Here is a 24,611-nt window from a genome sequence, read left to right as displayed (position 1 = left end):
TCAGGCCAGTTTCGGCTTTTCGTAGAGCATCGGAGGAAGCTCGCCGCTCAGCAGATAACCGCCCAATGCACCTGCATTATTGTCAGCGTCCTGGGTGATGTGGTTTGCCGCAACCAGTGTATCGCGGAGATAGCGTTGGATCGGATTGGAAGAATACACGCCGCGTGCGCCGGTACACTTGTATATCGTAAGTGCAGCTTCTTCGCACTCGCGGCCGATCCGGGCCATGTCGAGCATATAGTGTATGCGGTCGTCGTTCGAAACGAGTTCACGGCGTTCCACGATGGCGGTGCAATGCGCCATCATATGCTCCATCCGCGCACGGCAGGCGCGGACCTTGGCCACCGCGTTGGCCAGCCGGTCCTTGACATAAGGGCTGAGCCGCGTTGCGGCACCGGAGCCATTGTCAACCCGGACCTGCATCTGCTCGATGAAGACGTCGATTGCGCCCTGCGCGAAGCCGATGATTACGGACGACACCGATGAGTAGAACACCGTCGCGAACGGGAACAGATAGTTTACCGGACGGTCGTCAAGCTTGTAGTCTATCATCGAATGCGCACGGTGATCGGGCACGAAGGCATCCTTGATTAGCAGGCTCTTCGATCCCGTGCCCGACAGACCGAAGGTGAACCAGTCATCAATGATCTCATAGTCTTCGCGCTTCACCAGCAACGCATGGCGGTCGACGGGAATACCTTTTTCGTTCTTTTCGAGTGCACCGATGAATGCCCATTTCCCGTGATCGCTACCACTCGACGTTGGCCAGCGACCCTTTATCCGCCAACCGCCTTCGACCTTGGTGATGTCACCCACGGGAGGATAAGACGATGCAATGATCGTTTCATCGTCTTCACCCCACACATCCTCTCCGGCGCGCGCTTCCATCAGCCCGAATTCCCAATTGTGCACACCCAGAATCATCATGATCCAGGCGCTTGCGCAACATCCCCGGCCGAGTTCACCGAGCACGCGCATGAACACGATCGGATTCATTTCCCATCCACCAAAAGCTTTTGGCTGAAGAATGCGGAAGAAGCCCGCGTCTTTGAACATCTGCACTACGTCTTTCGGCACCTGTCGGGCCTTTTCAATCTCTTCGGCACGATCCCGAAGGCCAGGCACCATCGCCGCGGCGCGCGCAACCAGCTCGTCGCTGGTCGGTATCTGGACATTTGTTCTTTCAAGTACTGCAGGTTGCATGAAGAGTCTCCTATTGCTCTGGGTTCTGCTGGGTCGGGCGTTCCGGAAGGAACGATCCATCGAAATAGATTAGCGGATCTCCGCCTGGTTCGCGCAGCAGCACGCCGAGGACATCACAGATGAAGATGTCATGCGTGCTCGCCTCGATGCTTTCGCTGACCAGGCAATCAAAACTCGCCAAAGCGCTGGAAAGCAATGGAGCACCCGAGGTGGTGGTCAGCCAGTTCCCTTCGGTGAATTTTTCTTCCGGACGCACGCCACCGGCAAATCGTTTGGCCAAGGGTAAGGCATCATCGCCAAGGACATTCACTCCAAGAATTCGTGACTGGCTGACAATACCGTGCGCCCATGTAGACCGGTTGATGCAAACCAGCAGGCGGGCCGGATCAGCGGTCACCGATGCAACGGCAGTGGCGGTCATTCCTGTCCAGCCTTCGCGCCCCTGTCCCGGTGCGACGGAAGTGATGATCGTGCAGGCCCCTGCCAGCCGCCGCATTCCCTGCCGAAACAAATCAGGTGTTTGCGGAACTGCCGGCGTCGATGCGACGCTAGGCTTTTCAACGGTAGCGAGAGAGACGGACATTTAATCAACCATCGCGATATTGCGGGCATGGCCCCAGTCCGACATCACATCATATAGCTGGGGCTCCCAGGTATCTTTTTCGATGACCACGCCGCCATAGCCAAGTTCGATGCCGAAGCCCGAAGGCGTGCGCATGTAGAAGCTAAACATCTGGTCGTTGGGGTGATGCCCCAGTTCGAGTACGATCGGAATCCCGGCCTTCTTGGCGCGTTCATAGGCTAAGCCCACATCGTTCATGTCGCGATATTCGAGCATGAGGTGATTAAGCCGCTTGTCCGAAGGGAATGTGCCTGTTGCTAGCGAATGATGACGCCCTGTCGCGCTGTGGAAGAAGGTCGCATCGGCGTAAACGCCTGGTGCCATTTCCTGCCGGATGCGGTCACTATAGCGCAGGCCGAGTACGTCCTGATACCAGCGTACGCCCTCTTTATAATTTTTTGATACGGGAAGAATATGACCAATACCCAAGTCGCCTGTTTGAAATCCCGGCCCACGCAGAATGGGAGAAAGCGCGCCGCCATCCTGTTGCACGTCAGTCCGACTTACGAAGAATTCGTGGGCAAAGCCGTTCGGGTCGAAGAGGCTGAAAAGGCGGGTGACATGGCGCTTAGCGGCCATTTCTGCATTTTCTTCGCGCACTTCCTGACCGTTCACCCGCAACGCCGCGACATATTCGTCGAGATCCGCGTCCGAACCCAAATCCCAGCCCGCATGCGTCAGATCATCATCCTCACCGGACTCGATAAGCAAACGCCAGGGATGATCGTCCATCCGCAGACCCAGATCGCCCGCATCTGTATCAACGGTTCCGAGACCGATTACATCGGTCGCATAGCTACGCCATGCCTCAAGATCGCTCGCGGCAACAACGACATAAGCAAGATTTTGCAGTTCGGCCATTCATCACTCTCCGATCGCATTGAGTCGCGATTTCCTTTGAGTGTGCTAGCTGAGCAATGTCTATTGCATAAAACGATATTTTTGGATACGCACTATCATGAAAGATGATAAGGAGCGCGAGCAATGCAACTACGAGACTTTGACGTAAACCTGCTGACCACGATGGAAGCGATCTGGACGACGCGAAACGTCTCAAATGCAGCAAAGACGTTAAACCTTGCCCAATCGACCGTCAGTGCCGCGCTCAACCGGCTCCGCCTTGCGCTCGACGATGAGCTTTTTACCTGGTCGGGTAGTGAGATGGTGCCGACCCCGCTCGCCGAACAGATCATGCCCGACGTCGCGCAACTGCTCAATGGCGTTCGCACCGTGCTCACCAAGTCGTTCGGCGAAGTTGAAACCGTCGAGCGGCGAATCGTGATCGCGACGGCGGACTATTTCGCGGCGCTGTTCGGCGCAAGGCTGTTCGAACGCGCCATGGCCGAAGCACCGCAGTTGTCGTTCGATTTCGTCGACATGCGCCCTCAATTCATCAACCGCTCCACACGGCCCGATATCGACATGTTCATTATCCCTGCAAACGCGCTGCGGACGGAGGGTATGGATAAACAGGTCCTCTATCAAGATAGCTATGTATGTATCGCCGCAAAAGACAATGAGGCGCTCCACGCAGACATCTCATCGGACGAATTTCTGGCGTTGCCGCATATCGGCTATTCCGCGTTGCCCCGCGTCATCTTCAATCACGAAATGATGTTGTGGGACGATCTGAACAAACACACCAATTTGCGCCTGACGATGGGCAACTACCTCATTTTCGCCCGCATTGTCTCATCGAGTAATGCCGTCGCGATCCTCCCCAAACGCCTTGCTGAATCGCTCACCGGCGAATGGAATCTCAAATGGATCGAAGTCCCGCTGCCCACACCGGAACTGGAGATTGCCGCGATGTGGCGCCCCGATCAGGGGAAGGATATTGCTTTGACGTGGCTACGGGAAACGCTGGTTGATATTGCGAGCATTTAGCCTGCTGCAATCGCGCCTGCGATGCGTCCGAATACAGAGCCGCTGGTTAGACCAGCGCCGCCTGGGTAGCGATCATAATAGAGCCCGCCGACCAGTTCGCCCGCTGCGTAAAGCCCAGCCATAGGTTCGCCCTCTTCATTCTGCACGCACGCCTGTTCGTCGATGGCAAGACCGCCGTAAGTCAGGGTGATCCCACAGGTCACTTGGTAGGCGACGAAGGGCGGTTCGCTGATCGCGCGCGCCCAATTGCTCTTGTCGATGGCAAGGCCGCTGGTTCGGCGCCCATCCTTGACTGCTGGGTTGAACAGAGCGGCCTCATCGACGGCTGAGTTGAAGTCCGCCACAGTTTTGAGGAAGGCTTCCTTATCGATCCCCTCCAGTTTCGCCGCCAGCGCTTCGAGCGTATTCGCCTCGAAGCGGGCTGCTCGTGGCACCCTATATTCATCTGGGAGAATCTTAGTCGATTGTGCGTCAAAAATCTGCCAGCCCGTTCCGCCGGGCTGCTTCAGGATCGCCGCGCCCATTTTAGAGTAGGTGTAGTTGCGGAAATCGCTGCCTTCATCGAAGAAACGCTGGCCGTCGCTATTAACTACGATGCCGAGAGTGAAATAATTCTTCTGTTGGTTAAGCACGGCAATGTTTCCGAAATCGTCCGCGCCTGCATCGAAGAAAACACTGTGACAGCCCGACCAGTTGCCATGTGACCGCGCACCGATGTCGAACGCCGCCTGGATAACATTGCCGGTATTGTAGCGTGAACCGCGCACCTTGGCGAGGTCCCAGCCTTGGCCGAGATAACGCACGCGCCATTCGGTATTGGCGTGAAAGCCACCAGCAGCGAGGATAACGGCGTCGGCGAGAAGCTCCTCCCCGTTGACCATAACCCCGCGCACATGATGCCGGTCACCTAGGAGCCGCTCAACCTTGTGATCATAGAGGACCTCCACACCGAGCGCTTCAGCCCGGCGGAACAGTGCATCGACCAACCCGATCCCGCCGCCCGCCGTCTCAATTGTCAGCCCGCCCCAGAAGATGTTGCGCCCGTCCACCTTGAACGACTGGCGGCCATAGGCAGGCAGGAAGCGCACACCCTGATCGCGCATCCACAAGAGGGTGGGCAGGCTTTGCTCGACCAGCAGATCGATCAGGACGGGATCAGCCCGGTAGCCGCTGAGGTCGCACAGATCGAGGTAGTACTTTTCGGCATCGTAGCGGCCGAAGTCGCTCGATGATTGCTCTTCCTCGGTCAGATCCGGGACAAGCTTTTTGATATCTTCAACTCCATCATACACCGTGCGGAAACATCCACCGGTAAAGGCGGAGTTCCCTCCCCGTGCTCCAGCAGGCGCACGTTCCAGCATGGTCACACGCGCGCCATTCTCCGCGGCGGAGATCGCTGCACACAGCGCGGCATTACCTGCACCTACCACCAAAATATGTCGACTTTTATTCATTGGTATCACCTATATCAATACAGACTATCAAAATATATCGCTGTTCTCGATGATGCCAATGATTTAGCAGTCACGTCAATAGAAAAATAAACAGCCGTCGTTCGGCGGCATTCTTAGGTAGGGGAGTGACAAACTCATGACGTCGATGCGCCATCTCGCAACTGCATCCGCTTTCACGGTCGCAGCCGTACTTGCTGCTTCTGGCACAGCATATGCCCAAGGGTCTGATGAGATTGCCGAAAGCAACATGATTATTGTGACTGCGACGAAGCGCGCCGAATCAGTCAATGATGTACCGATGTCGATTACAGCGGCGTCAGGTGATGATCTGGCCGCAGCGGGCATCAGAAGCGCAGATGATCTGGGTAAAATCGTGCCGGGTTTCACTTTCACGCAATCGGCTTACAGTACTCCGGTCTACTCGCTGCGCGGTGTCGGCTTTTACAATTATGATATTGCCTCGACCCCGACGGTCACCGTCTATCAGGACGAAGCTCCACTGCCTTTTTCAGCAATGTCACGCGGTGCCAGCTTTGATCTTGAACGTGTCGAAGTACTGAAAGGTCCGCAAGGCTTGTTGTTTGGTTCGAACTCTACCGGTGGAGCCGTGAACTACATCGCCGCCCGTCCTACCAGCAGTTTCGAAGGTGGCATCGATGCCGGATATGGCCGCTTTAACGCCTGGGAACTCGGCGGCTTTGTCTCCGGTCCGCTCGGCGACAATGTCGGCGTCCGCCTTGCTGCTCGCCACGAAGGCTCAGGCGACTGGCAGCAAAGCACGACGCGCAACGAAACCCTCGGCAAACGCAATTTCACACAAATGCGGTTGCAGTTTGATATTCAAGCCAGCGAGCGCCTAACCGCCAAATTAGGTGTAAGCGCTTTCTGGGATAAATCGGACGTGCAGGCGGCTCAGCTGATCCAGGTCAATCCGCTTGTCCCTCCCGCCGTTGATGCCCGGCTGTTCGCCTTTCCGCTGGCATCCGGTGCGCGTGCAGCAGATTGGACCGCGTCGCTGCAGCCCAAGCGCGATGATCGCCAAGCACAGGCAACCGCACGATTCGATTATGAAATTGACGACGCCGTGACGCTGACCTCGCTGACGTCTTATGCGCATTATAAACAAAATGATCGGGTGGATCCGGATGCGACCAGCCTACAAATTGTGGATACGATTGACCGGGGGTCTATCAAGGCGCTGTTTCAGGAAATCCGCTTGTCAGGGGAGTTTGGCGAGGGTAGCCGCTGGATCATCGGTGGCAATTACGAGAATAACAAGGTTCTCGAAACGCAAACCCTGACTTCGACCAGTGGCAGCGGCTTTCGCGCTTTCAACCTATTCTTCGGTGCGCCCATCCCCGATGCGATCGACATTTCGTCCTCGCAGAAGTTCCGCAATCTGGCGGCCTTTGCGAACGTCGATTTTGCCTTCAACGATCAGATCACGGCGCACGCGGGGCTTCGTTATACCGAAACGCGCAACAGATTTGTAGGCTGCACAGGAAACTCGGCAAACGGCGCGCTTGCCCTCATCCTGGGCATCCCCGGTAATCCTCAGTGCACCCAGTTCAACGCGACCGGCGCAGGGGCCCCTACCTTTAATACGCTCAAGGAAGACAATCTATCTTGGCGCATCGGTCTCGATTTCACGCCGAATTCGGATACGCTGGTCTATGCCAATGTCAGCCGCGGTTTCAAGATTGGTGCATTCCCGCTGATCCCGGCCGCGCTTGCATTCCAATATGATCCTGCGACGCAGGAGAAGCTAACCGCCTATGAAATAGGGTTCAAGCTTTCACCCAGCCGCGCGGTGCAGATTAACGGCGCGGTCTTCTATTATGATTATTCCGACAAGCAAGTGCTCGGTAGCGACAATGTTCCTCCTTTTGGCACGCTGAACAGGCTCGTCAATATTCCAAAGTCAAAGATCAAGGGTGCTGAGATTCAGCTGATCCTCCGCCCGGTCGAGGGGCTAACCCTCAATGGCGGCTTGACCTATGTCAATACTCGTATTGGCAATTTCAACAATATCGATCCGTTCGGCGTCTCGCGCAATTTTCAGGGTGAAGCCTATCCCAACACGCCGAAATGGCAGGGTTCGCTCGCTGCGGATTACGAGTTTCCCGTATCGGGCAATCTTAACGGCTTCCTAGGCGCAAATGCCACAATGCGCAGCAAGACTAATGGCGGGCTCGGCGAATATGCGATCCTGAGCATTGACGGCTACACATTGATCGACCTTCGTGCTGGCGTGGGTTCTGACGATGATCGCTGGAAACTGAGCATCTGGGGCCGCAACATCACCGACAAATATTACTGGACCAACGCTTACCGGATCGCGGACGTGTCGGCGCGTTTTGCCGGTAAACCCGCAACATACGGCGCGACCCTGTCATTCCGTTACTGATCCGTCAGGATCGCCTCATTTTTGAATCCAGCTCCTCCCCCGTACCGCCATCAGGCGCGTGAGAGACATTACACAATCGGAGTTCCCAGAATGAAATCTGCCCTGCTATTACTTGATCTGCAAAATGAAATGGTCGATCCCAATGGCAAGGTGGGCGCGCATGGACTCGCCAAGATAGTCGAAGATCGTGGCGTATTGGTCAATGCAAAACGCTGCCTTGATTCTGCGCGCAAAGCAGGCATGGCAGTAGTTCATGTCAGGCTTGGCTTTCGCTCCGATTATGCCGATTGCTTGAGCGTCGCCGCCCGGATTGAGGGCTTAAAGAACAACCGCGCCGCGATCGTTGGCGAGTTCGGAACCGAGTTTCACCCAATGGTTGCGCCGCTCGACGGCGAGCTGGTCATCACCAAACAGTGCGTCAATCCGTTTTTCAACACCGGACTGATGACCTGGCTGATGCAGAACGGCATCAAGCGCCTCTATATGGGCGGCGTCGCCACGCATCTCGTCGTAGAAAGCACGGCACGCTTTGCCGATGACGCTGGTTTTGCGCCGGTGGTGATCGAGGATATTTGCGCCGCACCCAATCCCGCACTGCACGACCATTTCATTGCGATGATCGCACCCGCCCTGGGTACCGTCGGCACGACCGCTGACTTTGTGGCGTCGGCGGGCGAGGAATAAGCAATGACGTTGCGGGAGATTATTGCACGACGCCAGGCCGTATTGGCTCCCGGAGCGGCAAATGCCTTGTTCGCCCGGATCATTGAGGACCAGGGGTTTGAGTGCGTTTATGTCACAGGAGCGGGAATCGCCAATATGACTTTGGGGGCACCCGATATCGGCCTCACTACGCTGGATGACATCGCCCAGACCGTTTCCCGCATCGCGGATGCCGTAAGCTTGCCGCTCATAGTCGATGCGGACACGGGCTTTGGCAATGCGGTCAATACCTGGCGAACGATGAAAGTTCTGGAACGCGCTGGTGCCTGTGCGATCCAGCTTGAAGATCAAGTCTTTCCCAAACGTTGCGGTCATTTCAATGGCAAGGGCGTCGTCCCGCTCAGCGACATGCTCCCCAAGATCAAGGCTGCAGCGGACGCGCGAACGAAGGACACGTTGATCATCGCTCGCACCGATGCGCTCGCAGTGGAGGGTATGGACGCGGCGCTTGAACGAGCGGAAGCCTTCATCGAAGCGGGAGCGGACATGACCTTTGTCGAAGCGCCACGCGATGCGGGCCAGATGCGGCGGATTGCTGCGCTCGGCGTTCCGCAGGTCGCGAACATCGTCCACGGCGGCAAGACGCCTGCACTCCCGCAAAGCGAATTAGCGAACATGGGCTTCGGCATCGTGCTCTACGCAAATGCTGCGCTGCAGGCTGCCGTTCGGGCATCATCAGAGGTACTCGCCTCGCTCAAGGCTACCGGGTCGCTTAATGCCGTCCATGATCGGCTCGCATCGTTCGATGAACGCCAGGCCGCCGTAGCCAAAGGCAAGTGGGACGCGCTCGAGCAGCGCTTTAAAGGGGAGTTAGCAACCCAATGCATATCATTGTCGTAGGAAGCGGAATTGCGGGATTAAGCGCAGCGCTGTCAGCTGCCGAGAGTGGCGCAAAGGTCACGATCATCGAACGCGCCAGCGAAGGCGAGCACGGCGGCAACACCCGCTATACCGAAGCCTATTTGCGCATGAAATCGATGGATGACGTCGCGGACGATTTTATCGATCACTTCATGGCCAACGCAGGCGGCTACACCGATCCAAGCATTGAACAGGAAATGGTGCGTGACCATGCTGACTGGTCGCCGCTTGCACGCAGCCAATCGACGGTTGATCCCGATTTTCTTGGTGCCTTTGCCGACAATGCCGGTCCAACCTTGCGCTGGCTCGAGAGCGCTGGACTGCGTTTCGATTTCCTGCCGACCGCTTTCATTACCACAACGACGACGCGCCTGCTGCCTGTCGGCGGCGGGCTTGTGATGGTGGAAACACTAACCGCGGCCTGCAAAGCCAAGGGTGTCGAATTCCGCTTTGAAACGACGGCGCAGAATTTGCTCATGACCAAAGGCCGCATCACTGGCCTCTCGACTAACACCGGTGAAATCAAGGGTGACGCCGTGATCCTTGCCTGCGGCGGCTTTGAGGGCAATCCGGAGATGCTCGCCCGCTATATCGGCGCCAGTGCCATTAACCTGCGCCCGGTCGCGCGCGGCGGACATTATAATAAGGGCGAAGGCATCCGCATGGCGCTCGATATCGGGGCAGCGCCCAATGGCGATTTCGGCAGCTACCATGCCGAACCGATTGACCCGCGCTCGGGCGTAGCCGAGCCTGCCATATTTACCTTCCCTTATGGCATTTTGGTCAACAAGGCTGGGACACGCTTTACTGACGAGGCCCCCGGCACAGTTGATGCGCATTATGAAAGCGTGACGCGCCGAATATTCGAGCAACGCGACGGCATAGCTTGGATGATAGCCGACGCGCAGTTGGATGACGTCCCCAATTGGCAGAAAGGCAGCCGCACTGATCAGGCTCCGGTGGTCGCAAACAGCATCGCGGATCTGGCTCAGAAAATGGATCTTCCTGCAGAAGCGCTGTCGGCAACAATTGGTGCCTATAATGCCGCCTGTGTGGAGGGCCCGTTCAAACCGCTCGAAAAGGACGGCCTCGCCACCCAAGGGCTCTCTCCTCCAAAATCTAACTGGGCACGCCCTATCGACAGTGCGCCCTACCGCGCATGGCCCATCATCTCGGCCAATGTATTCACCTTCGGCGGGCTCAAGGTGGACCGCAATGCCCGCGTGATTAATCAGGACGGGCGTTCGATCCCCGGCCTCTACGCAGCTGGCGAGACTATAGGCATCTACTACCGCACTTATACCGGCTCGACCTCAGTACTACGCGGCGCGGTGTTCGGACGGCAGGCCGCACTTCACGCCTGCGGACAAGCGCAATGACCCGCATCGCACTCGACGGTATGGTCGCGCTCATCACCGGCGCGGGCGGGATGATCGGCAGTGCGGTGGCACGACGCATGGCAGAGGGCGGTGCACGGCTCGCGCTCGCTGACCAGGAAGCGTCAACAAACATGTTCGGGGAAAGCCGCAGCTATGCCGCTGATCTGGCCGACCCAGTCCAAGTCCGCGCATTGATTGATATGGCCATGACCGATTTTGGCCGGATCGATTGCCTTGTCAACGCCGCCGGTGTCACCTCGCTTGGCGCGTTTGAAACGATTGGGCTCGACGAATGGGACCGTGTCCACACCATTAATCTGCGAGGCGTTTTTCTCGCCTGCCAAGCCGTCATCGCGCCGATGAAGGCGCAGAAATTCGGACGCATCGTCAACATTGGTTCTGTCCTCGGCAAGAATGGTGGCAACCCGAGGCCGTGGATCGATGCGGGCGAACAGGAGCGTGCAGGCAATGCCGCTTATGGCGCAGCTAAAGCAGGTGTTCATGCGCTCACACTCTATCTCGCCAAGGAACTCGCGGTGGATGGCATCACCGTCAACGCTGTTGCCCCAGGCCCCATCGCTAGCCCGATGACGACCAGCTTTCCCGAAGCGCTCGTCCGGCAAATCCCCGCCGGACGCCTTGGCGCGCCCGATGAAGTCGCCGGGATGGTGGCTTGGCTTTGCGCGCGTGAAAATGCTTTTGTGACCGGTGAAATTATCGACGTAAACGGCGGTCTCTGGATGGATTGACTCTCCGCAAGACGCCCAAAAAGAAGGAATTAGACATGGCACTTACCAAAGAACAAGCCTCCCGCGACGTCCAGACAAAAGACTGGAAGCTGCGCTATTATGAAGCGGGCGAAGGCCATCCGCTGATCCTGATCCACGGCAGCGGGCCGGGGGCAACCGGCTGGAGCAATTTTTCCAGCAATATCGAGGAATTGGCCAGGAATTTCCACGTTTATGCGCTGGACATGCCGGGCTGGGGGGATTCGCAGGCGTGCACCAAAGAAACGCTCGACCATAACAGTGCGACCATTCAGTTCATGGACGCGCTGGGAATCGAAAAGGCTGCTCTTATCGGTAATTCGATGGGCGGCATCGTTGCGCTATCGGTTGCGGTCGACCATCCTGATCGGGTGAGCCACCTCATCACTATGGGCTCCGGCTCCAGCCCCATGCCCAAGCTGTTCAGCGCAGGAGATGGGCCGACCGAGGGCTTGAAATATTTGCAGCAAGCCTATCGCACACCCACGCCGGAAGCGATGATGGCGCTGGTTAACATCATGGTTTATGACAAGTCATTCGCCAGCCCCGATCTGTGCCAGGCCCGTTCCGACGCAGCCATGGGCCGGCCTGAGCATCTCACTAACTTCCTCGACATGTTGAACAAAGGCGGCCCCATCAACAGCTGGGCGCCGATGGACCAGTTGATGAAGATGCATATCCCGGCCTTGCTGATTCATGGTCGCGATGATCGCGTCGTGCCATACGAGCATTCACTGTTGCTCTGCGCACATATCCCCAATTCGCGGCTCGTTCTGCTCAACCGCTGTGGCCATTGGGCGATGATCGAGCATGCCGAAGAGTTCAACCGGATGGTGGCCGATTTCATCAAGCATAATTGAGGCAGGCGCGCGTTTTCGGACGACCGGACGCGAAATTGAGTGAAGAGGAACATTTCCGATGCCAATAGTTAGTAACCGATCCGCTAACAGTGAACCCGCGGCAATGGCGCTCACTCATAGCCGCCTGCGTTCCTTTGCTGCGAACCAGCTCAAGCTGGACGCCAGCGTCGTGGCAATAGGCGCATTCGATGGGGTGCACCGGGGGCACCAGAAGCTGATAGGTTCGGCTGTCGCTTCCGCACGACAAAAATCTTGCCCGTCGGTTGTCTATACTTTCGACACGCCACCCAAGGCCTTCTTTGCAGGTGTCCGAGTGCTGACCTCAGCCGAAGAAAAACTCCGCAAGATAGAATTGCTCGGAGTATCTCGTGCAGTGGTGGCCAAGTTTGATCATAAATTTGCTTCGCGCAGTGCCGAAGAGTTCATGGAAGAGTTGGCGAGGCTGAACCCGTGCGAGATCTGGGTGGGCGCGGACTTCCGTTTCGGCTTCCAAAGCATTGGTGATGTTGCGCTGCTTTCCACGCGCTTTAATGTGCAAATTCTTGATGCGGTATGCTGCGAGCGGGGGGAAGTCATCTCCAGCACACGCATTCGGCAATTACTGGGTCGTGATCCTTGGGCAGCAAGCCGACTGATGGCCTGAATTGATTTTTCTACCTGTTGAATGGTCGGTAATTGCAGTACTCTTACCCTCCCAACAATTTTTGTTGAGCGCAGCAAGGTGATCGTATCAGCTCAGACTACATTCGTATCAAATTCCTTTTGTAATGCACTCTTGATAAGCCCCGTCATCGAACGTCGCAGGCTAGCAAGCTTTATGGCATCGGGGATTTCGTCTAGGAAGCTGACCGATAGCCCGCCGATGACACTTCCCTTCGGATCAGCGACCGGCAATGCCATACAGAAAATGTCGTCGCGAATCTCGAAGCGATCGAAGGAGACACCGTCTTCCCGCACCGCCGCTAGCTCCTTGCGGATCACCTCAGGATCGGTCAGCGTACGGGCAGTCAAGGCCGGAAACGGTCCGGTTGAAAGATAAGCCTGCAATTCCTTTTCGGGCATCGCTGCCAGCAATATCTTACCAATACCAGAGCAATAAGCCTCCAACTGCATGCGTTCCTCGGTAAACAGTTCCTGGACCCCGCCGTTCTCCTTGACGAGATAAGTGACCATCCCGTCCTCCAGAATGCCGAAATGCATGAACACCCGGTATTTGGCGGCGAGCACTTTCATCGGACGGCGCAGACGTACAGCGATACGGTCTTCGGACCGCAGGATTAGCGGCATGAGCCGAGAAATTTCGCGCCCGGGTAGATAGCAGCCCTTTGCCTGGCGTTCGAGATAGCCTTCGGCTTCGAGCGTGACGGCAAGCCGATATGCGGTGGGCAGAGGTATTTGCTGTTCAGCAGCTACATCCCCCAGCGTCGAGCGACCGCCGTCGGCGACGATCGCCTGCAGTAGACGCAGACCCTTGGCGAGAGTGGAAGATTGTGTGGTTGCCATGACCTATTCTGCAGCAGCAATTTTCACTATGCAAGAATTCCCTGCTGTCAGTTGTTTGCGTGGGATGGCCCGAGGTATATTACGGCAGCGCAAGGAGCATGGTGTATGGACACGAAATACCAAGAACCCGCGCAGTTGTTGCGCGCTGCCTATGAAGGTTCAGCGATGGCGCCGTTACGCCAATGGCTCGACCCCACCGATGTCATGGGCGCTTATGCGGTGCAGGAAATCAACACACGTTACTGGGAAGCGCAGGGGCGCAGAATTGTAGGGCGAAAGGCCGGGCTGACGGCTGAGGCGGTGCAGAAGCAGCTTGGCGTTGACCAGCCCGATTTCGGTGTGTTGTTTGACAATATGCGCGTGGCAGATGGTGGCAATCTCGACCCGACCAGTTGCCTGCAGCCCAAGGCGGAGGCGGAAATCGCCTTTGTGCTTGGCGCGAATATACCTTCTGTCAATACAACTGCTGAAGATGTGGCTGTTGCGGTCGCCAGCGTGCATGCAGCGATCGAGATCGTCGACAGCCGTATCGCCGACTGGAAGATCACCTTTGCTGATACGGTGGCCGACAATGGCTCCTCGGCCTTCTTCGTGCTGGCCGAACACGGACTGACGCTTACCGGACTTGACCTCGAACGTGCTCCGATGACCATGACCATAAACGGTGAAACCGTGTCGACCGGCGTCGGTGCAGCGGCACTTGGCAACCCTCTCAATGCTGCGGCCTGGCTTGCTCGCACACTGGCAGAGCGCGGCGAACCTCTGCATGCAGGTGACATCCTGCTGGCAGGAGCGCTTGGCCCGATGGTTACGTTGACGCCGGGCGATCGCGTGCACACAATCATTGGCGGGATTGGCGAATGCGGCTTCACCTATGGAGAGGCAGTATGAGCGCCAAGACCAAAGTCGCCATTATCGGCTCGGGCAACATCGGTACCGACCTGATGATCAAGATCATGCGCCTGTCCAACGTGCTGGAAATGAGTGTCTTTGTCGGCATTGATCCCGAATCCGATGGCCTGAAACGCGCCGAACGGATGGGCGTGGCGATCACCTCCGATGGCATTGACGGGCTGGTGGCGATGCCCGAATTCCAGGACATCGAGATTGTCTTTGATGCCACCTCGGCGGGAGCGCACAAGCATCATAATGACATCCTGCAACAACATGGCAAACGCGTTGTCGATCTGACACCTGCAGCAATCGGCCCCTATACGATCCCCCCTGTCAACGGCCATGATCATCTCGATGCGCTTAATGTCAACATGGTTACCTGCGGCGGACAGGCGACGATCCCGATGGTCTACGCCGTGAACCGCGTCGCCAAAGTACATTATGGCGAGATTGTTGCCTCGATCTCGTCGAAAAGCGCCGGCCCCGGCACCCGCGCAAATATTGACGAATTTACCGAAACGACTTCGCAAGCCATTGTCGATGTTGGCGGAGCAACGCGCGGCAAGGCGATCATCATCCTTAACCCTGCCGAACCACCACTGATCATGCGCGACACGGTTTATTGCCTGTGCGATGAAGCGGAGCAGGAGGCGATTGCCAAATCGGTCGAGGACATGGTTACAGAAGTGCAAGGCTATGTGCCCGGCTACCGGCTCAAGCAGAAAGTTCAGTTCGAACATATTGGATCCAACCAGCCCTTAAGTATCCCCGAGATGAATGATGGTGAAGGTGGCGAATTTACCGGTCTCAAGGTCAGCATCTTTCTGGAGGTCGAGGGCGCGGCGCATTATTTGCCCGCTTATGCCGGCAATCTCGACATCATGACCTCAGCAGCGCTAAAAACTGCCGAAAAAATTGCTGTACGAATGCGCGAAGGACTAGCGGTATGAACTTAGATCCCACTACCACTAAACTCTACATCCAGGACGTCACGCTCCGCGACGGAATGCATGCAATCAAGCATCAGTATAGCCTCGATCATGTGAAGGCGATTGCCAAAGCACTCGACAATGCCAAGGTCGATGCAATTGAAGTCGCCCATGGCGATGGGTTGCAAGGCTCCAGCTTCAACTATGGTTTTGGCGCGTACACAGATTGGGACTGGATTGGCGCAGTGGCCGAGGTACTCGAACATAGCGTACTGACCACGCTGTTGCTTCCCGGCATCGGCACCGTACATGACCTGAAGCGGGCTTATGATCTGGGCGTGCGCTCGGTCCGCATCGCTACGCATTGCACCGAAGCGGATGTCTCGAAGCAGCACATTGAGGCGGCCCGCAACCTCGGTATGGACGTATCTGGATTCCTGATGATGAGCCATATGACCAACCCCGAATCGCTCGCCACTCAAGCTAAGCTCATGGAAGATTTTGGCGCGCATTGTGTTTATGTTACCGACAGCGGCGGGGCCATGAACATGGATGAATATGCCGCGCGCCTTCAGGCGTATGACCGTGTACTTAAGCCAGAGACCCAGCGCGGCGTGCATGCGCATCACAATCTCGCTCTTGGTGTCGCCAATTCGATTGTTGCTGTCCAGAATGGTGCAGTTCGGGTCGATGCCTCGCTCGCGGGCATGGGTGCAGGGGCCGGCAATGCACCACTTGAAGTTTTTATTGCAGCAGTCGATCGCATGGGTTGGAACCATGGTTGCGATCTCTATACGCTGATGGATGCCGCGGAGGACCTCGTTCGGCCGCTGCAAGACCGTCCCGTACGCGTGGACCGCGAGACATTAACGCTAGGCTATGCGGGCGTTTATTCCTCCTTTCTTCGACATGCTGAAAAGGCGGCCCAAGATTATGGGGTCGATACGCGCGCAATTTTGACTGAGGTCGGTAAGCGCAAGATGGTCGGTGGACAGGAAGACATGATTGTAGACATCGCGCTCGATCTGGCAGGATAAAACGCGCAAAGTTCTTAAAGAACCACTGATTATGCCTAACATGCTCCATTCACACAGCAATAGATTCCAGGGGCTTAGATTTGGCATTTCGGAGAAAAAAGCGAAGCCATGTCATCATTTAAGCGCACGGATTTTTGCGTCGAAGCCTAACGACAATTCCGATAACGGGTATTGATAAATATCGCTACCATCGATGACCTATGGCAGGTAGCAGTTTGATCCAGGGATTACAGGACAAGCTGCCGCAAGCGCAGTGTCTGATTTGGGAGAGAAAAAATGAATAACGCCGTTTTGCGCGGAACGCGCAACTTTGTGCTGACTAGCGTCGCTTTGACGACAATGGCACAGCCCGCTATTGTCTTTGCACAAGATGCGGACACTCAGGGGGCAGCCGTATTCGATCCCAACGAAATTGTCGTCACAGCGCGCGGACGTGAGCAGCGTCTCCAGGATGTTCCAGTTGCCGTATCGGTGGTGAGCGGTGCTGAGCTGGAACGAGCCGACCTGCGCAGCTTGCAGGATGTGACGGCGCGTTTGCCGAATGTCCGTATCAATAATGGCACCAACACAGACGTCTTGGTTGTGCGCGGGGTCGGATCCGGCGCAAACGTGGGTTTCGAGCAAGCGGTGGGGACTTTTGTCGATGGCGTGTATCGCGGAAGGTCACGAGCGACCCGTGCGGCGCTTTTCGATCTTGACAGAGTAGAGGTCCTGCGCGGCCCACAAACCACATTCTTCGGCCACAATGCTGTGGCTGGTGCACTCAATATTGTCACCCGCAAGCCGGGTGGCGATTTTACCGCCAATGCAAGCGCTCTTTATGAATTGGAACAGGGCGAATACTCACTGGAAGCGGGTGTCACAGCGCCGCTTTCAGATAGCCTATCGGTACGGATCGCCGGACGACTTTCGGGGATGGACGGTTTTGTCGCCAACCCAACGCTTGGCCGCGAAGGGCCACGGATGCGCGACGCAATCGGCCGCATCTCTGTCCGTTTCGAGCCAACCGACAACTTCCGCAGTGATGTGAGGGTGGATATGGCTAGGCTTCGGTCGCGCGATGCCTTCCCCGGCGAAATTGTCGGCTGTCCGCCACCTGTTGCCTATGGTGGCGCGGGCCTTGCCTGCGGTCAGCTGCTGGCCAGCGGAACGGAATCGAATTTTGACTATAGCGCCTCGGGTCGCGAGACTTATTTCAACTATAATTATACTGAGGCTGCTTGGACCAACACGCTCGACTTCTCAGGCATGACACTCACGTCGATTACATCCTATTTCGAGCATGATAATGATGCTAAGATCCAGCTGATCCCGACGCCGAATGTTGGCTTCGGCGGTAGCGGCATCCTACCTACGCGCAATCTTGAGGATTATGAGCAGTTCAGCCAAGAACTGCGCTTACAGTCTGATGCTGGCAATAGCATCGACTGGATGGTTGGCGGGTATTACGCCAATGGCAAACTTGATGCCCGCAACCGCACAGGCTTTCACTTTGTACCGTTCGTACTGATCGTACCCGGGCTTACCGCGCCGCTGGCACCAAATTCACCCGTGGGGGGTCGCCCAACCCTCTCGCAGAAGGATGATGTTTATTCCGTGTTCGGATCGCTGACTTGGCGTGCAAGCGATGCATTGCGGTTTAACGCGGCAGCGCGCTATTCTATGGTCAAGAAGCAGGGCAACCGAACCATGACCTGGGGCCTGATCGACGGCGAACTAGGCGGTTCAGATGGCGAAGCCTTCACGCCCTTTTCGGCGGCCGATCAGCTGCTCATTGGCAACAACCGCGGTGTTTCAATGACCGATTATCCAATCACGAGCCGCAGCGATGACAAGTTCATGCCGTCGATCGGAGTGGAGTATGACGTAGCATCTGACGTCATGGCCTATGCGACCTACAGCTTTGGATTTAAGGCTGGCGGCTTTGACGCCAGTGCTCAAGGTGGGATCTACGGACCCGAGACCGTCAATGCCTACGAACTCGGATTAAAGGGTTCCTTTGCTTCGGGGCTTGGTACTTTCAGCCTTGCAGCTTTCCGGTCGGACTATTCAGACCTGCAGGAAACAACGATTCTCTTCACGGGAACGGGTGCATCTCAAAGAATTACTGCCGTCACTGCCAATGCTGCGGGTGCCCGGGTGCAAGGTCTTGAGCTAAGCGGCTCTATCCAAGCTGCCGATTGGCTGCGGATCAATGCAGACATCGGTTATCTTGACGCAAAATATACCGATTTTCCGAATGCATCTTGTACTGTATTGGCCACGGCACAGAGCGCTACGTGTGTTCAGGATATGTCAGGCAATCGGCGCGGCTATGCACCTGAATGGTCCGGCACCTTGAGCGCTAATATGAATGTGTCGCTGAGTGACACATTGGCGCTGCGGATCGATCCGTCGCTGTTCTTCTCGTCCAGCTACTTCATGTCAGCGACTGCGGACCCGCTGCTTAGCCAAGACGGATTTGCCAAGGTCGACTTGCGGGTTGGCGTCGGCCCCGAAGACCGCAGCTGGGAACTGGCTGTGATCTCGCGTAACCTGACAAATAAGGCGACGTCGAGCTTTATCGCGCCTTTGCCTACATCAAACGGTGCGACGATCGTCTATCCTGATCGTCCACGCTCCATTGCACTTGCCGCGTCTTTCAAGTTCTGATGATGCGTGCCTTTTTCAAGCAAATGCTTCTGCTGGCCGCTACCGGACTTCCGGTGGCGGCCAGTGCAGTTTCTACTGAAAGCCGGCGGGAGCGATGGGAAGAGGTGGCACGTTGTGGCGGTTTCCTGGAGGCACCCACCCGCTTGCCTTCCGGCGATTTGGGGGTAAGCGACCCACTAAACGGAAGGATTCTGCGGATAGATTCGAAGGGCATCTGTCATGTCATCCTTCGCAGTAGCGATCTGCCCAATGGGCAGCTTGTTGATGCTGAGGGCAATCTTGTGGTAGCGCGGCGCGGCGGCCTGATGAAGGTTAATCCAACAACTGGTGAGGTCACTGCGCTGGTCGAGCAATTTGAAAGCCAACCGCTCGACATCGCGAATGATCTGGCGCTCGACCAACATGGCGGGGTTTACTTCACCGTCCCCGGACAATCGAACATCATGCGTCAGGACGGGCGGGTATTTTATTTACCTGCAGGCGCGAGGGAGCCTGAAATTGTGGCCGGTGGCCTTGCTTTTCCTAACGGGATTGCCGTTGCACCCGATGGCAACAGCATTCGGGTCGCAGAGTTTGCCGCCAAGCGCATCCTGTCGATACCCACTCGCCATTCTACCCGGCAGTTCAACGTACCCCACGTCTTCGCCCATACAGTGGGTGGGGTGGGACCGGATGGCCTTACCTTCGATGAGAATGGCACGCTTTATGCTGCCAATATCGAAGCGGGAACGATCTCCCGGTGGACCTTGGAAGGTGCATCACTGACTGACCTGAAGCTGCCACCAGAGGCTGGACTGCTCGTTACCAACGTATTGGTCGAAGGAAATTGGCTTTACGCGACTGAAGCGCAGCAGGGCGTCGTCTGGCGGGTGTGGCTGAATTGAGTGGTGGTAACATGATTGCCTCAACCTCATGACCTTTACGCTAAATCGACGTACGATGCTCGCCGCGGCAGCATCGACTTTAGCAGTGCCTGCCCTCGCGCGTGCGTCAAGCAAACGTCCTAACATTCTGTTCATTATGGCCGACGACATGGGCTATGCGGACCTCTCATGTTACGGACGCAGGGACTATGAGACGCCGCAAATCGACGCTTTGGCGCGAAGCGGAATGAAGTTGATGTCGGGCTATGCCAACAGCCCAGTTTGCTCAGCCACTCGCACCGCGTTGATCACGGGGCGGTACCAATATCGTCTGCCGATCGGACTCGAGGAGCCCCTGGCCTTCCGCGATATGGGCCTACCGCCAGAAGAGCCTACCCTGCCGTCACAACTTCGGAAAGCGGGATATGCAACTTCATTGATCGGCAAATGGCATCTGGGCGCCGCTCCAAAGTTTGGGCCAAGGCTCAGTGGTTATGACCGTTTCTTTGGTATCCAGGGCGGTGGAGCAGATTATTTCACCCATGCATCTGGCCGGGGGCACGACCTGTGGGATAACGAAACGACAGCGAATGATCATGGCTATTTGACCGATATCTTGGCACGCGAAGCTATCGCGCAGCTTCATCGTCATGCAGCTGACACCCGACCATTTTTCATGAGTCTGCACTTCACTGCACCGCACTGGCCCTGGGAAGGACCCGACGATCAAGCTGAGTCAGCCCGCATTGCCGCAGCTGGAGAGCCAGCGGCCATCTTCCACTATGACGGCGGCACGATGGCAAGCTATGCCGCGATCATGCGTCGCTTGGACGAAAAGGTCGGCGAAGTGCTGGCAGCGTTGGGACAGCTCGGGAGAGCTGACGATACAATCGTCGTGTTCACAAGCGACAATGGCGGCGAGCGATTTTCGGACAACTGGCCTTTCTCAGGTCGAAAGACGGAACTGCTTGAAGGCGGAATTCGCGTTCCGTTGATTGTCCGGTGGCCTGGCCGTATCGCTGCTGGCTCTGAAAGCACAGAGCAAGTCATGTCGATGGACTGGCTACCCACATTTCTCGCGCTAGCCGGGTCAGCGCCGGCGCCCGAACGCCCGTCAGACGGCATGGATGTATCTCCGGCACTTCTGGGCGGCACCCTGCCCATCCGGCCCTTGTTCTGGCGCTATCGCCATCTGGACCAGTCGGCGTGCCGGATGGGCGATCATAAATATCTGCGGATCAACGGTAACGAGTTCTTGTTCGACGTAGTTCAAGATCCACTCGAACGGGGAAACCTGAAGGCGCGCATGCCCGATATATTCGCCGACCTGAAATCGCGATATTCGAGCTGGAACGAGAGTATCTTGCCCTTCGATCCCGAGAGCTTCAGCTACGGATTCCACGCCAAAGATGCCGCAGATCGCTTCGGTGTCGAATGAGTCTGTCGGTCTAGCAGGCGCATTGAGGTTGCATTGCGTGAATGTCTCGGTGATCTTAATGATGAACAGAACGAACAAGACTAAGTCTTTAGCAAAGCAGACAAAAAATAATGTGCGTCGCAATGCGGGGTGCGGTTTACGGAACATGGTCATTCCGGACTGTCAGCAACGGTGCATATCAACAATCTATCGACCAATGTCTGCATTGGCTATTCTAGGTATCAAAGCGGACTGACGGCTGCCGGCCCAGTTCCAGACTTTAAACTCGGCACGATTGAATGACGGCTTTCGGGAAGCGAATTTACTCTTGGCGATGTCGGCTTCTGGGGCGGAAGCGGAATGGCCGCTTTTTCGTCTGCAACGCTCCGAAACTGCATCCCTACCTACTGATGTTGTAGACCACTTTATCTATCAAATTTCCAATTCGCTCCGCCGCTTGCAATACACTCCCATCATCCAAATGCGCATAGCGTGCGGTAGATTGTACACTTGCATGACCAAGCAACTTCCCAATCATTGGCAGTGTCTCGGACATAGCCGCCGCGTGGCTGGCAAAACTGTGGCGAAGATCGTGCAAGCGCACATGATTGAGGTTACTATGCTCCCGTAATCTTCGCCAAACATAGGAGACACTTGCGGTCAAATCAGAAACGCTGTCCGTTACAAATATCTGTTTCTGGTCTGGTCTTCTCGGGAGGTTTGCGATCAACTCACGAACCTCGTCACCCACCCAGACCGTGCGCGGACCTGTCTTGCTGTCTGTAAGTTGTAAGCGATTGCCCCTCACCTCCGACCAAGTGAGTTTCAAAATTTCGCTTCTGCGGCATCCGGTTAGCGCCAATATCTGCAACGCTGTCACCTGAACCGGGAATTCAGATTTAAGCTCCTCAAACGCCCTGCCCAGTCTCGCCAGTTCGTCATTGGACAAGAAGCATTCGAGTTTCTTGCGCCTGTTCGGTCTGATCCCCCGACAGGGATTGGAACCTTCGTTTATATATCCCCATTGTTCGGCCTTTCCAAATGCAGCATTCAAAATCGACATTGCCCGGTTTGCCGCGCCCGGTCCCCCGGTATCACTGACCCAGGCAAACCATTTAAGGACATCCGCCTTGTCAATCTCGTCGATGAACTTGCCCTTAAAGGCAGAACCCAGATAGTTTCCGCGATAACTGTCATGGGTTTTGAGCGTCAGCGGCTTCCATCCCGGACTGGCCTTGTGCCAATATTCTTCCAAGAAAATATCATAGCGCGGTGCGGAACGAATACGCGCGCGTTCCTCAGCCGGGTTTTCGCCAGTCTGCGCGCGCAACAAGATGCGCTTGGCAACATCAATCGCTTCGGCCTTGGTCAAGATACTGGCATTGCCCAGCGTCACCAAACGCTGCTTCCCCGCCATAGTCGATTGGAGAACATATACTTTGCGGCCTGAATAATAATATCGAATGCCAAATCCCGGCAAGGTCAACGACCAGACGGTTCGCTTTGGAATTCCTAGCTTGTTGTCGCCCCGGAACTTGATAATGCCAATGGCGGCCAGTTCCTCTGAAACAATGCGGGTGAGACTATGTGCGGTCATTGGCTACCTCCCATTGCAGAGGCAATTGACGAACAGACCCGCAAAGCTGAATCCTGAATGGTCTCATCGGCCAGATGAGCATATCGAGCGGTTGTTTCCGGCAGGACGTGGCCGAGCAATTTTCCGATTACCAACAGCGACATACCGTCACGGATTGCTATTGAAGCAAAGCTGTGGCGCAGATCATGCAATCTGACATCAGGGATAGCTGCATGATGCCGGATTACAGGCCACGAGTTTACGATGGATATAGGTTTGTCGGGGATAGTACGACTTGGGAATAGCAGGCCGGATTGCTTCTTGCCCGGAATTGCATTCAGTATCGCTCGTGCCTGTGCATTGAGATAAATAGTCTTGGGTCCGGTTTTGCTATCCGGCAACATCAATCTCGGCGGCTTTACATATTCCCATCGCAACTTCTGGATTTCTGCAAAGCGCGCCCCGGTATATGTCAGCAGCCAGACGATCGTAACCGCTTCGGGAAAGCGGTCTTTAAGTGCGTTTAAGCTGGACGCAAGGCGGCGATATTCAACGGGCGTCAGATACCGCTCCTTCAATTTGGTCTTATAGCGGGGCGTTCCCCGGCAAGGATTGGAATCGATACGGCGATATCCCAATTGCTCGGCATATTTCATCATCACCGATAGAACGGGAATGGCGCGATTAAATATTTGCGGTCGAGCCGACAAGCCATCGCGAAACCGAGCTATGTCTGTTTTCTGGATTGCATCGAGCGTCATTTCTCCAAAAAACGGAAGAAGGTATAGTTTGAGCGCACTTTGATTGCGACTCTCGGTCGTAGGCTTCCAGTGCCGCGCATAGTCCGCCCAGAACTCTTCGGCGTAATCTGCAAACAGCGGCGCGGATTTCATGCGCGCCTTTGCCTTGGTTGGAAGCCCATCCAATTGGGCTTCCGATAAAATCCGCCGAGCCTCGCGCCTCGCTTGTCTGACCGACATTTGCGAAACGCTGCCCAAGGTAATCGAGCGCCTGACCTTACGCTGGCGGAAGCTGACAATCCAGGTCTTCCGACCACTCTCTCGAAAGCGCAAACCAAAGCCCGGATACTCGGTATCCCAGATGACCAGCTCTCGGCCATCACTCATCCTTCGCGCCGTGTGGCCGGTTAGTTTTACCCGCTCGGTGCGCGAACGCCTTTTGATGATTCGGGGTGTTGTTTCTGGAGGTAGTTTGGCCGCAATCTTGGCGACCTTATGGTCTTTATCGGGGTGGCGAACGCCTTCGTCATCATCCGCTATTTTATCAATTAAATCAACTTCTTGCGCTCTTCCATGCAATGAAATTGCGTACGGTGTGCACATTTAAACCGACTTGTTCGCCCGCTTAGCCTTCTTAAACGCCCGATCGCTCGCCATAAACTTAGCTAGCATTGGCGCAATAAGGCGCTGCGGGGCGATGCTATCTCCCCCCTCCCCGCTCATGATTGCCGCATAGGCCTCAAGATCGCGGTGTACCGATGCAGGCAATTCCACCTGCATCTTAACCGGCTTATCATCAATCAGCGATTTAAGGCGCAAATCAGCCATGTCACTCCT

22 protein-coding genes are annotated in these 24,611 nt (G+C 56.1%); 14 read left to right on the top strand and 8 right to left on the bottom strand.

Annotated elements, in window-relative coordinates; translation table 11 throughout:
* Genes V7676_RS00315 through V7676_RS00305 form a run of 3 tightly spaced genes read right to left on the bottom strand, consistent with a single transcriptional unit; the run spans position 1 to position 2,686 of the window.
* Entirely contained in the window at positions 1 to 1,203 is a 1,203-nt protein-coding gene (locus V7676_RS00315) for an acyl-CoA dehydrogenase family protein (protein ID WP_335657668.1), read from the bottom strand.
* A gap of 10 nt (positions 1,204 to 1,213) precedes the next feature.
* Complete coding sequence (locus V7676_RS00310; RefSeq protein WP_335657667.1) at positions 1,214 to 1,786, bottom strand: flavin reductase family protein; 573 nt, start codon at positions 1,784 to 1,786, stop codon at positions 1,214 to 1,216.
* A complete protein-coding gene (locus tag V7676_RS00305) occupies positions 1,787 to 2,686 on the bottom strand; it encodes a VOC family protein (protein ID WP_335657666.1) in 900 nt (299 codons plus the stop codon).
* A 123-nt stretch (positions 2,687 to 2,809) separates the two neighbouring features.
* On the opposite strand from V7676_RS00305, the gene V7676_RS00300 reads away from it, so the two are divergent.
* Positions 2,810 to 3,712 carry a LysR family transcriptional regulator gene (locus tag V7676_RS00300; RefSeq protein WP_335657665.1) on the top strand — a complete coding sequence of 301 codons (903 nt, stop codon included), beginning with the start codon at positions 2,810 to 2,812 and terminating at the stop codon, positions 3,710 to 3,712.
* On the opposite strand, the gene tcuA is transcribed toward V7676_RS00300, so the two are convergent.
* Positions 3,709 to 5,166 carry an FAD-dependent tricarballylate dehydrogenase TcuA gene (tcuA, locus tag V7676_RS00295; protein WP_335657664.1) on the bottom strand — a complete coding sequence of 486 codons (1,458 nt, stop codon included), beginning with the start codon at positions 5,164 to 5,166 and terminating at the stop codon, positions 3,709 to 3,711. The genes V7676_RS00300 and tcuA overlap by 4 nt on opposite strands.
* Before the next feature lie 136 nt (positions 5,167 to 5,302).
* On the opposite strand from tcuA, the gene V7676_RS00290 reads away from it, so the two are divergent.
* The 7 genes from V7676_RS00290 (at position 5,303) to V7676_RS00260 (ending at position 12,806) form a co-directional block, all read left to right on the top strand.
* Positions 5,303 to 7,573: a TonB-dependent receptor gene (locus V7676_RS00290; protein WP_335657663.1), complete on the top strand. Its 2,271-nt coding sequence runs from the start codon at positions 5,303 to 5,305 to the stop codon at positions 7,571 to 7,573.
* 90 nt (positions 7,574 to 7,663) lie between these two features.
* Positions 7,664 to 8,257 carry a cysteine hydrolase family protein gene (locus tag V7676_RS00285; protein ID WP_335657662.1) on the top strand — a complete coding sequence of 198 codons (594 nt, stop codon included), beginning with the start codon at positions 7,664 to 7,666 and terminating at the stop codon, positions 8,255 to 8,257.
* A 3-nt stretch (positions 8,258 to 8,260) separates the two neighbouring features.
* Positions 8,261 to 9,136, top strand: a complete 876-nt coding sequence (locus V7676_RS00280) for an isocitrate lyase/PEP mutase family protein (protein WP_335657661.1) — start codon at positions 8,261 to 8,263, stop codon at positions 9,134 to 9,136.
* A complete protein-coding gene (locus tag V7676_RS00275; protein WP_335657660.1) occupies positions 9,118 to 10,536 on the top strand; it encodes an FAD-dependent oxidoreductase in 1,419 nt (472 codons plus the stop codon). The genes V7676_RS00280 and V7676_RS00275 overlap by 19 nt, the downstream gene beginning before the upstream one ends.
* The gene (locus V7676_RS00270) at positions 10,533 to 11,285 is read left to right on the top strand and encodes an SDR family NAD(P)-dependent oxidoreductase (protein WP_335657659.1); all 753 of its coding nucleotides are present in this window, start codon (positions 10,533 to 10,535) and stop codon (positions 11,283 to 11,285) included. The genes V7676_RS00275 and V7676_RS00270 overlap by 4 nt, the downstream gene beginning before the upstream one ends.
* A gap of 35 nt (positions 11,286 to 11,320) precedes the next feature.
* Positions 11,321 to 12,163 (top strand): alpha/beta fold hydrolase, encoded by an 843-nt coding sequence (locus V7676_RS00265; protein WP_335657658.1) that lies wholly within the window; start codon positions 11,321 to 11,323, stop codon positions 12,161 to 12,163.
* Between the two features lie 58 nt (positions 12,164 to 12,221).
* Positions 12,222 to 12,806, top strand: coding sequence for an FAD synthetase family protein (locus tag V7676_RS00260; RefSeq protein ID WP_335657657.1), 585 nt, complete (start codon positions 12,222 to 12,224; stop codon positions 12,804 to 12,806).
* Between the two features lie 92 nt (positions 12,807 to 12,898).
* Here V7676_RS00260 and V7676_RS00255 read toward each other — a convergent pair whose 3' ends face one another.
* Entirely contained in the window at positions 12,899 to 13,666 is a 768-nt protein-coding gene (locus tag V7676_RS00255) for an IclR family transcriptional regulator (protein ID WP_335657656.1), read from the bottom strand.
* 105 nt (positions 13,667 to 13,771) lie between these two features.
* Here V7676_RS00255 and V7676_RS00250 point away from each other — a divergent pair, with 105 nt between their 5' ends.
* The 6 genes from V7676_RS00250 (at position 13,772) to V7676_RS00225 (ending at position 21,479) form a co-directional block, all read left to right on the top strand.
* A complete protein-coding gene (locus V7676_RS00250) occupies positions 13,772 to 14,557 on the top strand; it encodes a 2-keto-4-pentenoate hydratase (protein ID WP_335657655.1) in 786 nt (261 codons plus the stop codon).
* A complete protein-coding gene (locus tag V7676_RS00245; RefSeq protein WP_335657654.1) occupies positions 14,554 to 15,510 on the top strand; it encodes an acetaldehyde dehydrogenase (acetylating) in 957 nt (318 codons plus the stop codon). Before V7676_RS00250 ends, V7676_RS00245 begins: the two co-directional genes overlap by 4 nt.
* The gene (gene dmpG, locus V7676_RS00240; RefSeq protein WP_335657653.1) at positions 15,507 to 16,526 is read left to right on the top strand and encodes a 4-hydroxy-2-oxovalerate aldolase; all 1,020 of its coding nucleotides are present in this window, start codon (positions 15,507 to 15,509) and stop codon (positions 16,524 to 16,526) included. Before V7676_RS00245 ends, dmpG begins: the two co-directional genes overlap by 4 nt.
* A 276-nt stretch (positions 16,527 to 16,802) precedes the next feature.
* Positions 16,803 to 19,178, top strand: a complete 2,376-nt coding sequence (locus V7676_RS00235; RefSeq protein WP_335657652.1) for a TonB-dependent receptor — start codon at positions 16,803 to 16,805, stop codon at positions 19,176 to 19,178.
* A 23-nt stretch (positions 19,179 to 19,201) separates the two neighbouring features.
* On the top strand, positions 19,202 to 20,062 hold the full coding sequence (locus tag V7676_RS00230) for an SMP-30/gluconolactonase/LRE family protein (RefSeq protein WP_335657651.1): 861 nt from the start codon (positions 19,202 to 19,204) through the stop codon (positions 20,060 to 20,062).
* Between the two features lie 28 nt (positions 20,063 to 20,090).
* Entirely contained in the window at positions 20,091 to 21,479 is a 1,389-nt protein-coding gene (locus V7676_RS00225) for a sulfatase family protein (RefSeq protein WP_335657650.1), read from the top strand.
* Positions 21,480 to 21,858: 379 nt separating this feature from the next.
* On the opposite strand, the gene V7676_RS00220 is transcribed toward V7676_RS00225, so the two are convergent.
* From V7676_RS00220 to V7676_RS00210, 3 genes are read right to left on the bottom strand one after another with little or no spacing between them, the layout of a single operon-like run.
* Complete coding sequence (locus V7676_RS00220) at positions 21,859 to 23,055, bottom strand: tyrosine-type recombinase/integrase (protein WP_335657649.1); 1,197 nt, start codon at positions 23,053 to 23,055, stop codon at positions 21,859 to 21,861.
* Complete coding sequence (locus V7676_RS00215; RefSeq protein WP_335657648.1) at positions 23,052 to 24,377, bottom strand: tyrosine-type recombinase/integrase; 1,326 nt, start codon at positions 24,375 to 24,377, stop codon at positions 23,052 to 23,054. Before V7676_RS00215 ends, V7676_RS00220 begins: the two co-directional genes overlap by 4 nt.
* On the bottom strand, positions 24,378 to 24,602 hold the full coding sequence (locus tag V7676_RS00210) for a DUF2274 domain-containing protein (RefSeq protein WP_335657647.1): 225 nt from the start codon (positions 24,600 to 24,602) through the stop codon (positions 24,378 to 24,380). It lies immediately after the preceding gene.
* Positions 24,603 to 24,611 lie beyond the last annotated feature (9 nt).

It is taken from the genome of Parasphingorhabdus sp., from assembly GCF_036963805.1.
In the GTDB taxonomy this organism is placed as follows: Bacteria; Pseudomonadota; Alphaproteobacteria; order Sphingomonadales; family Sphingomonadaceae; genus Parasphingorhabdus.
Note: the sequence above shows the minus strand (reverse complement) of the source record. Positions and strands in the feature narration are given on the sequence as shown.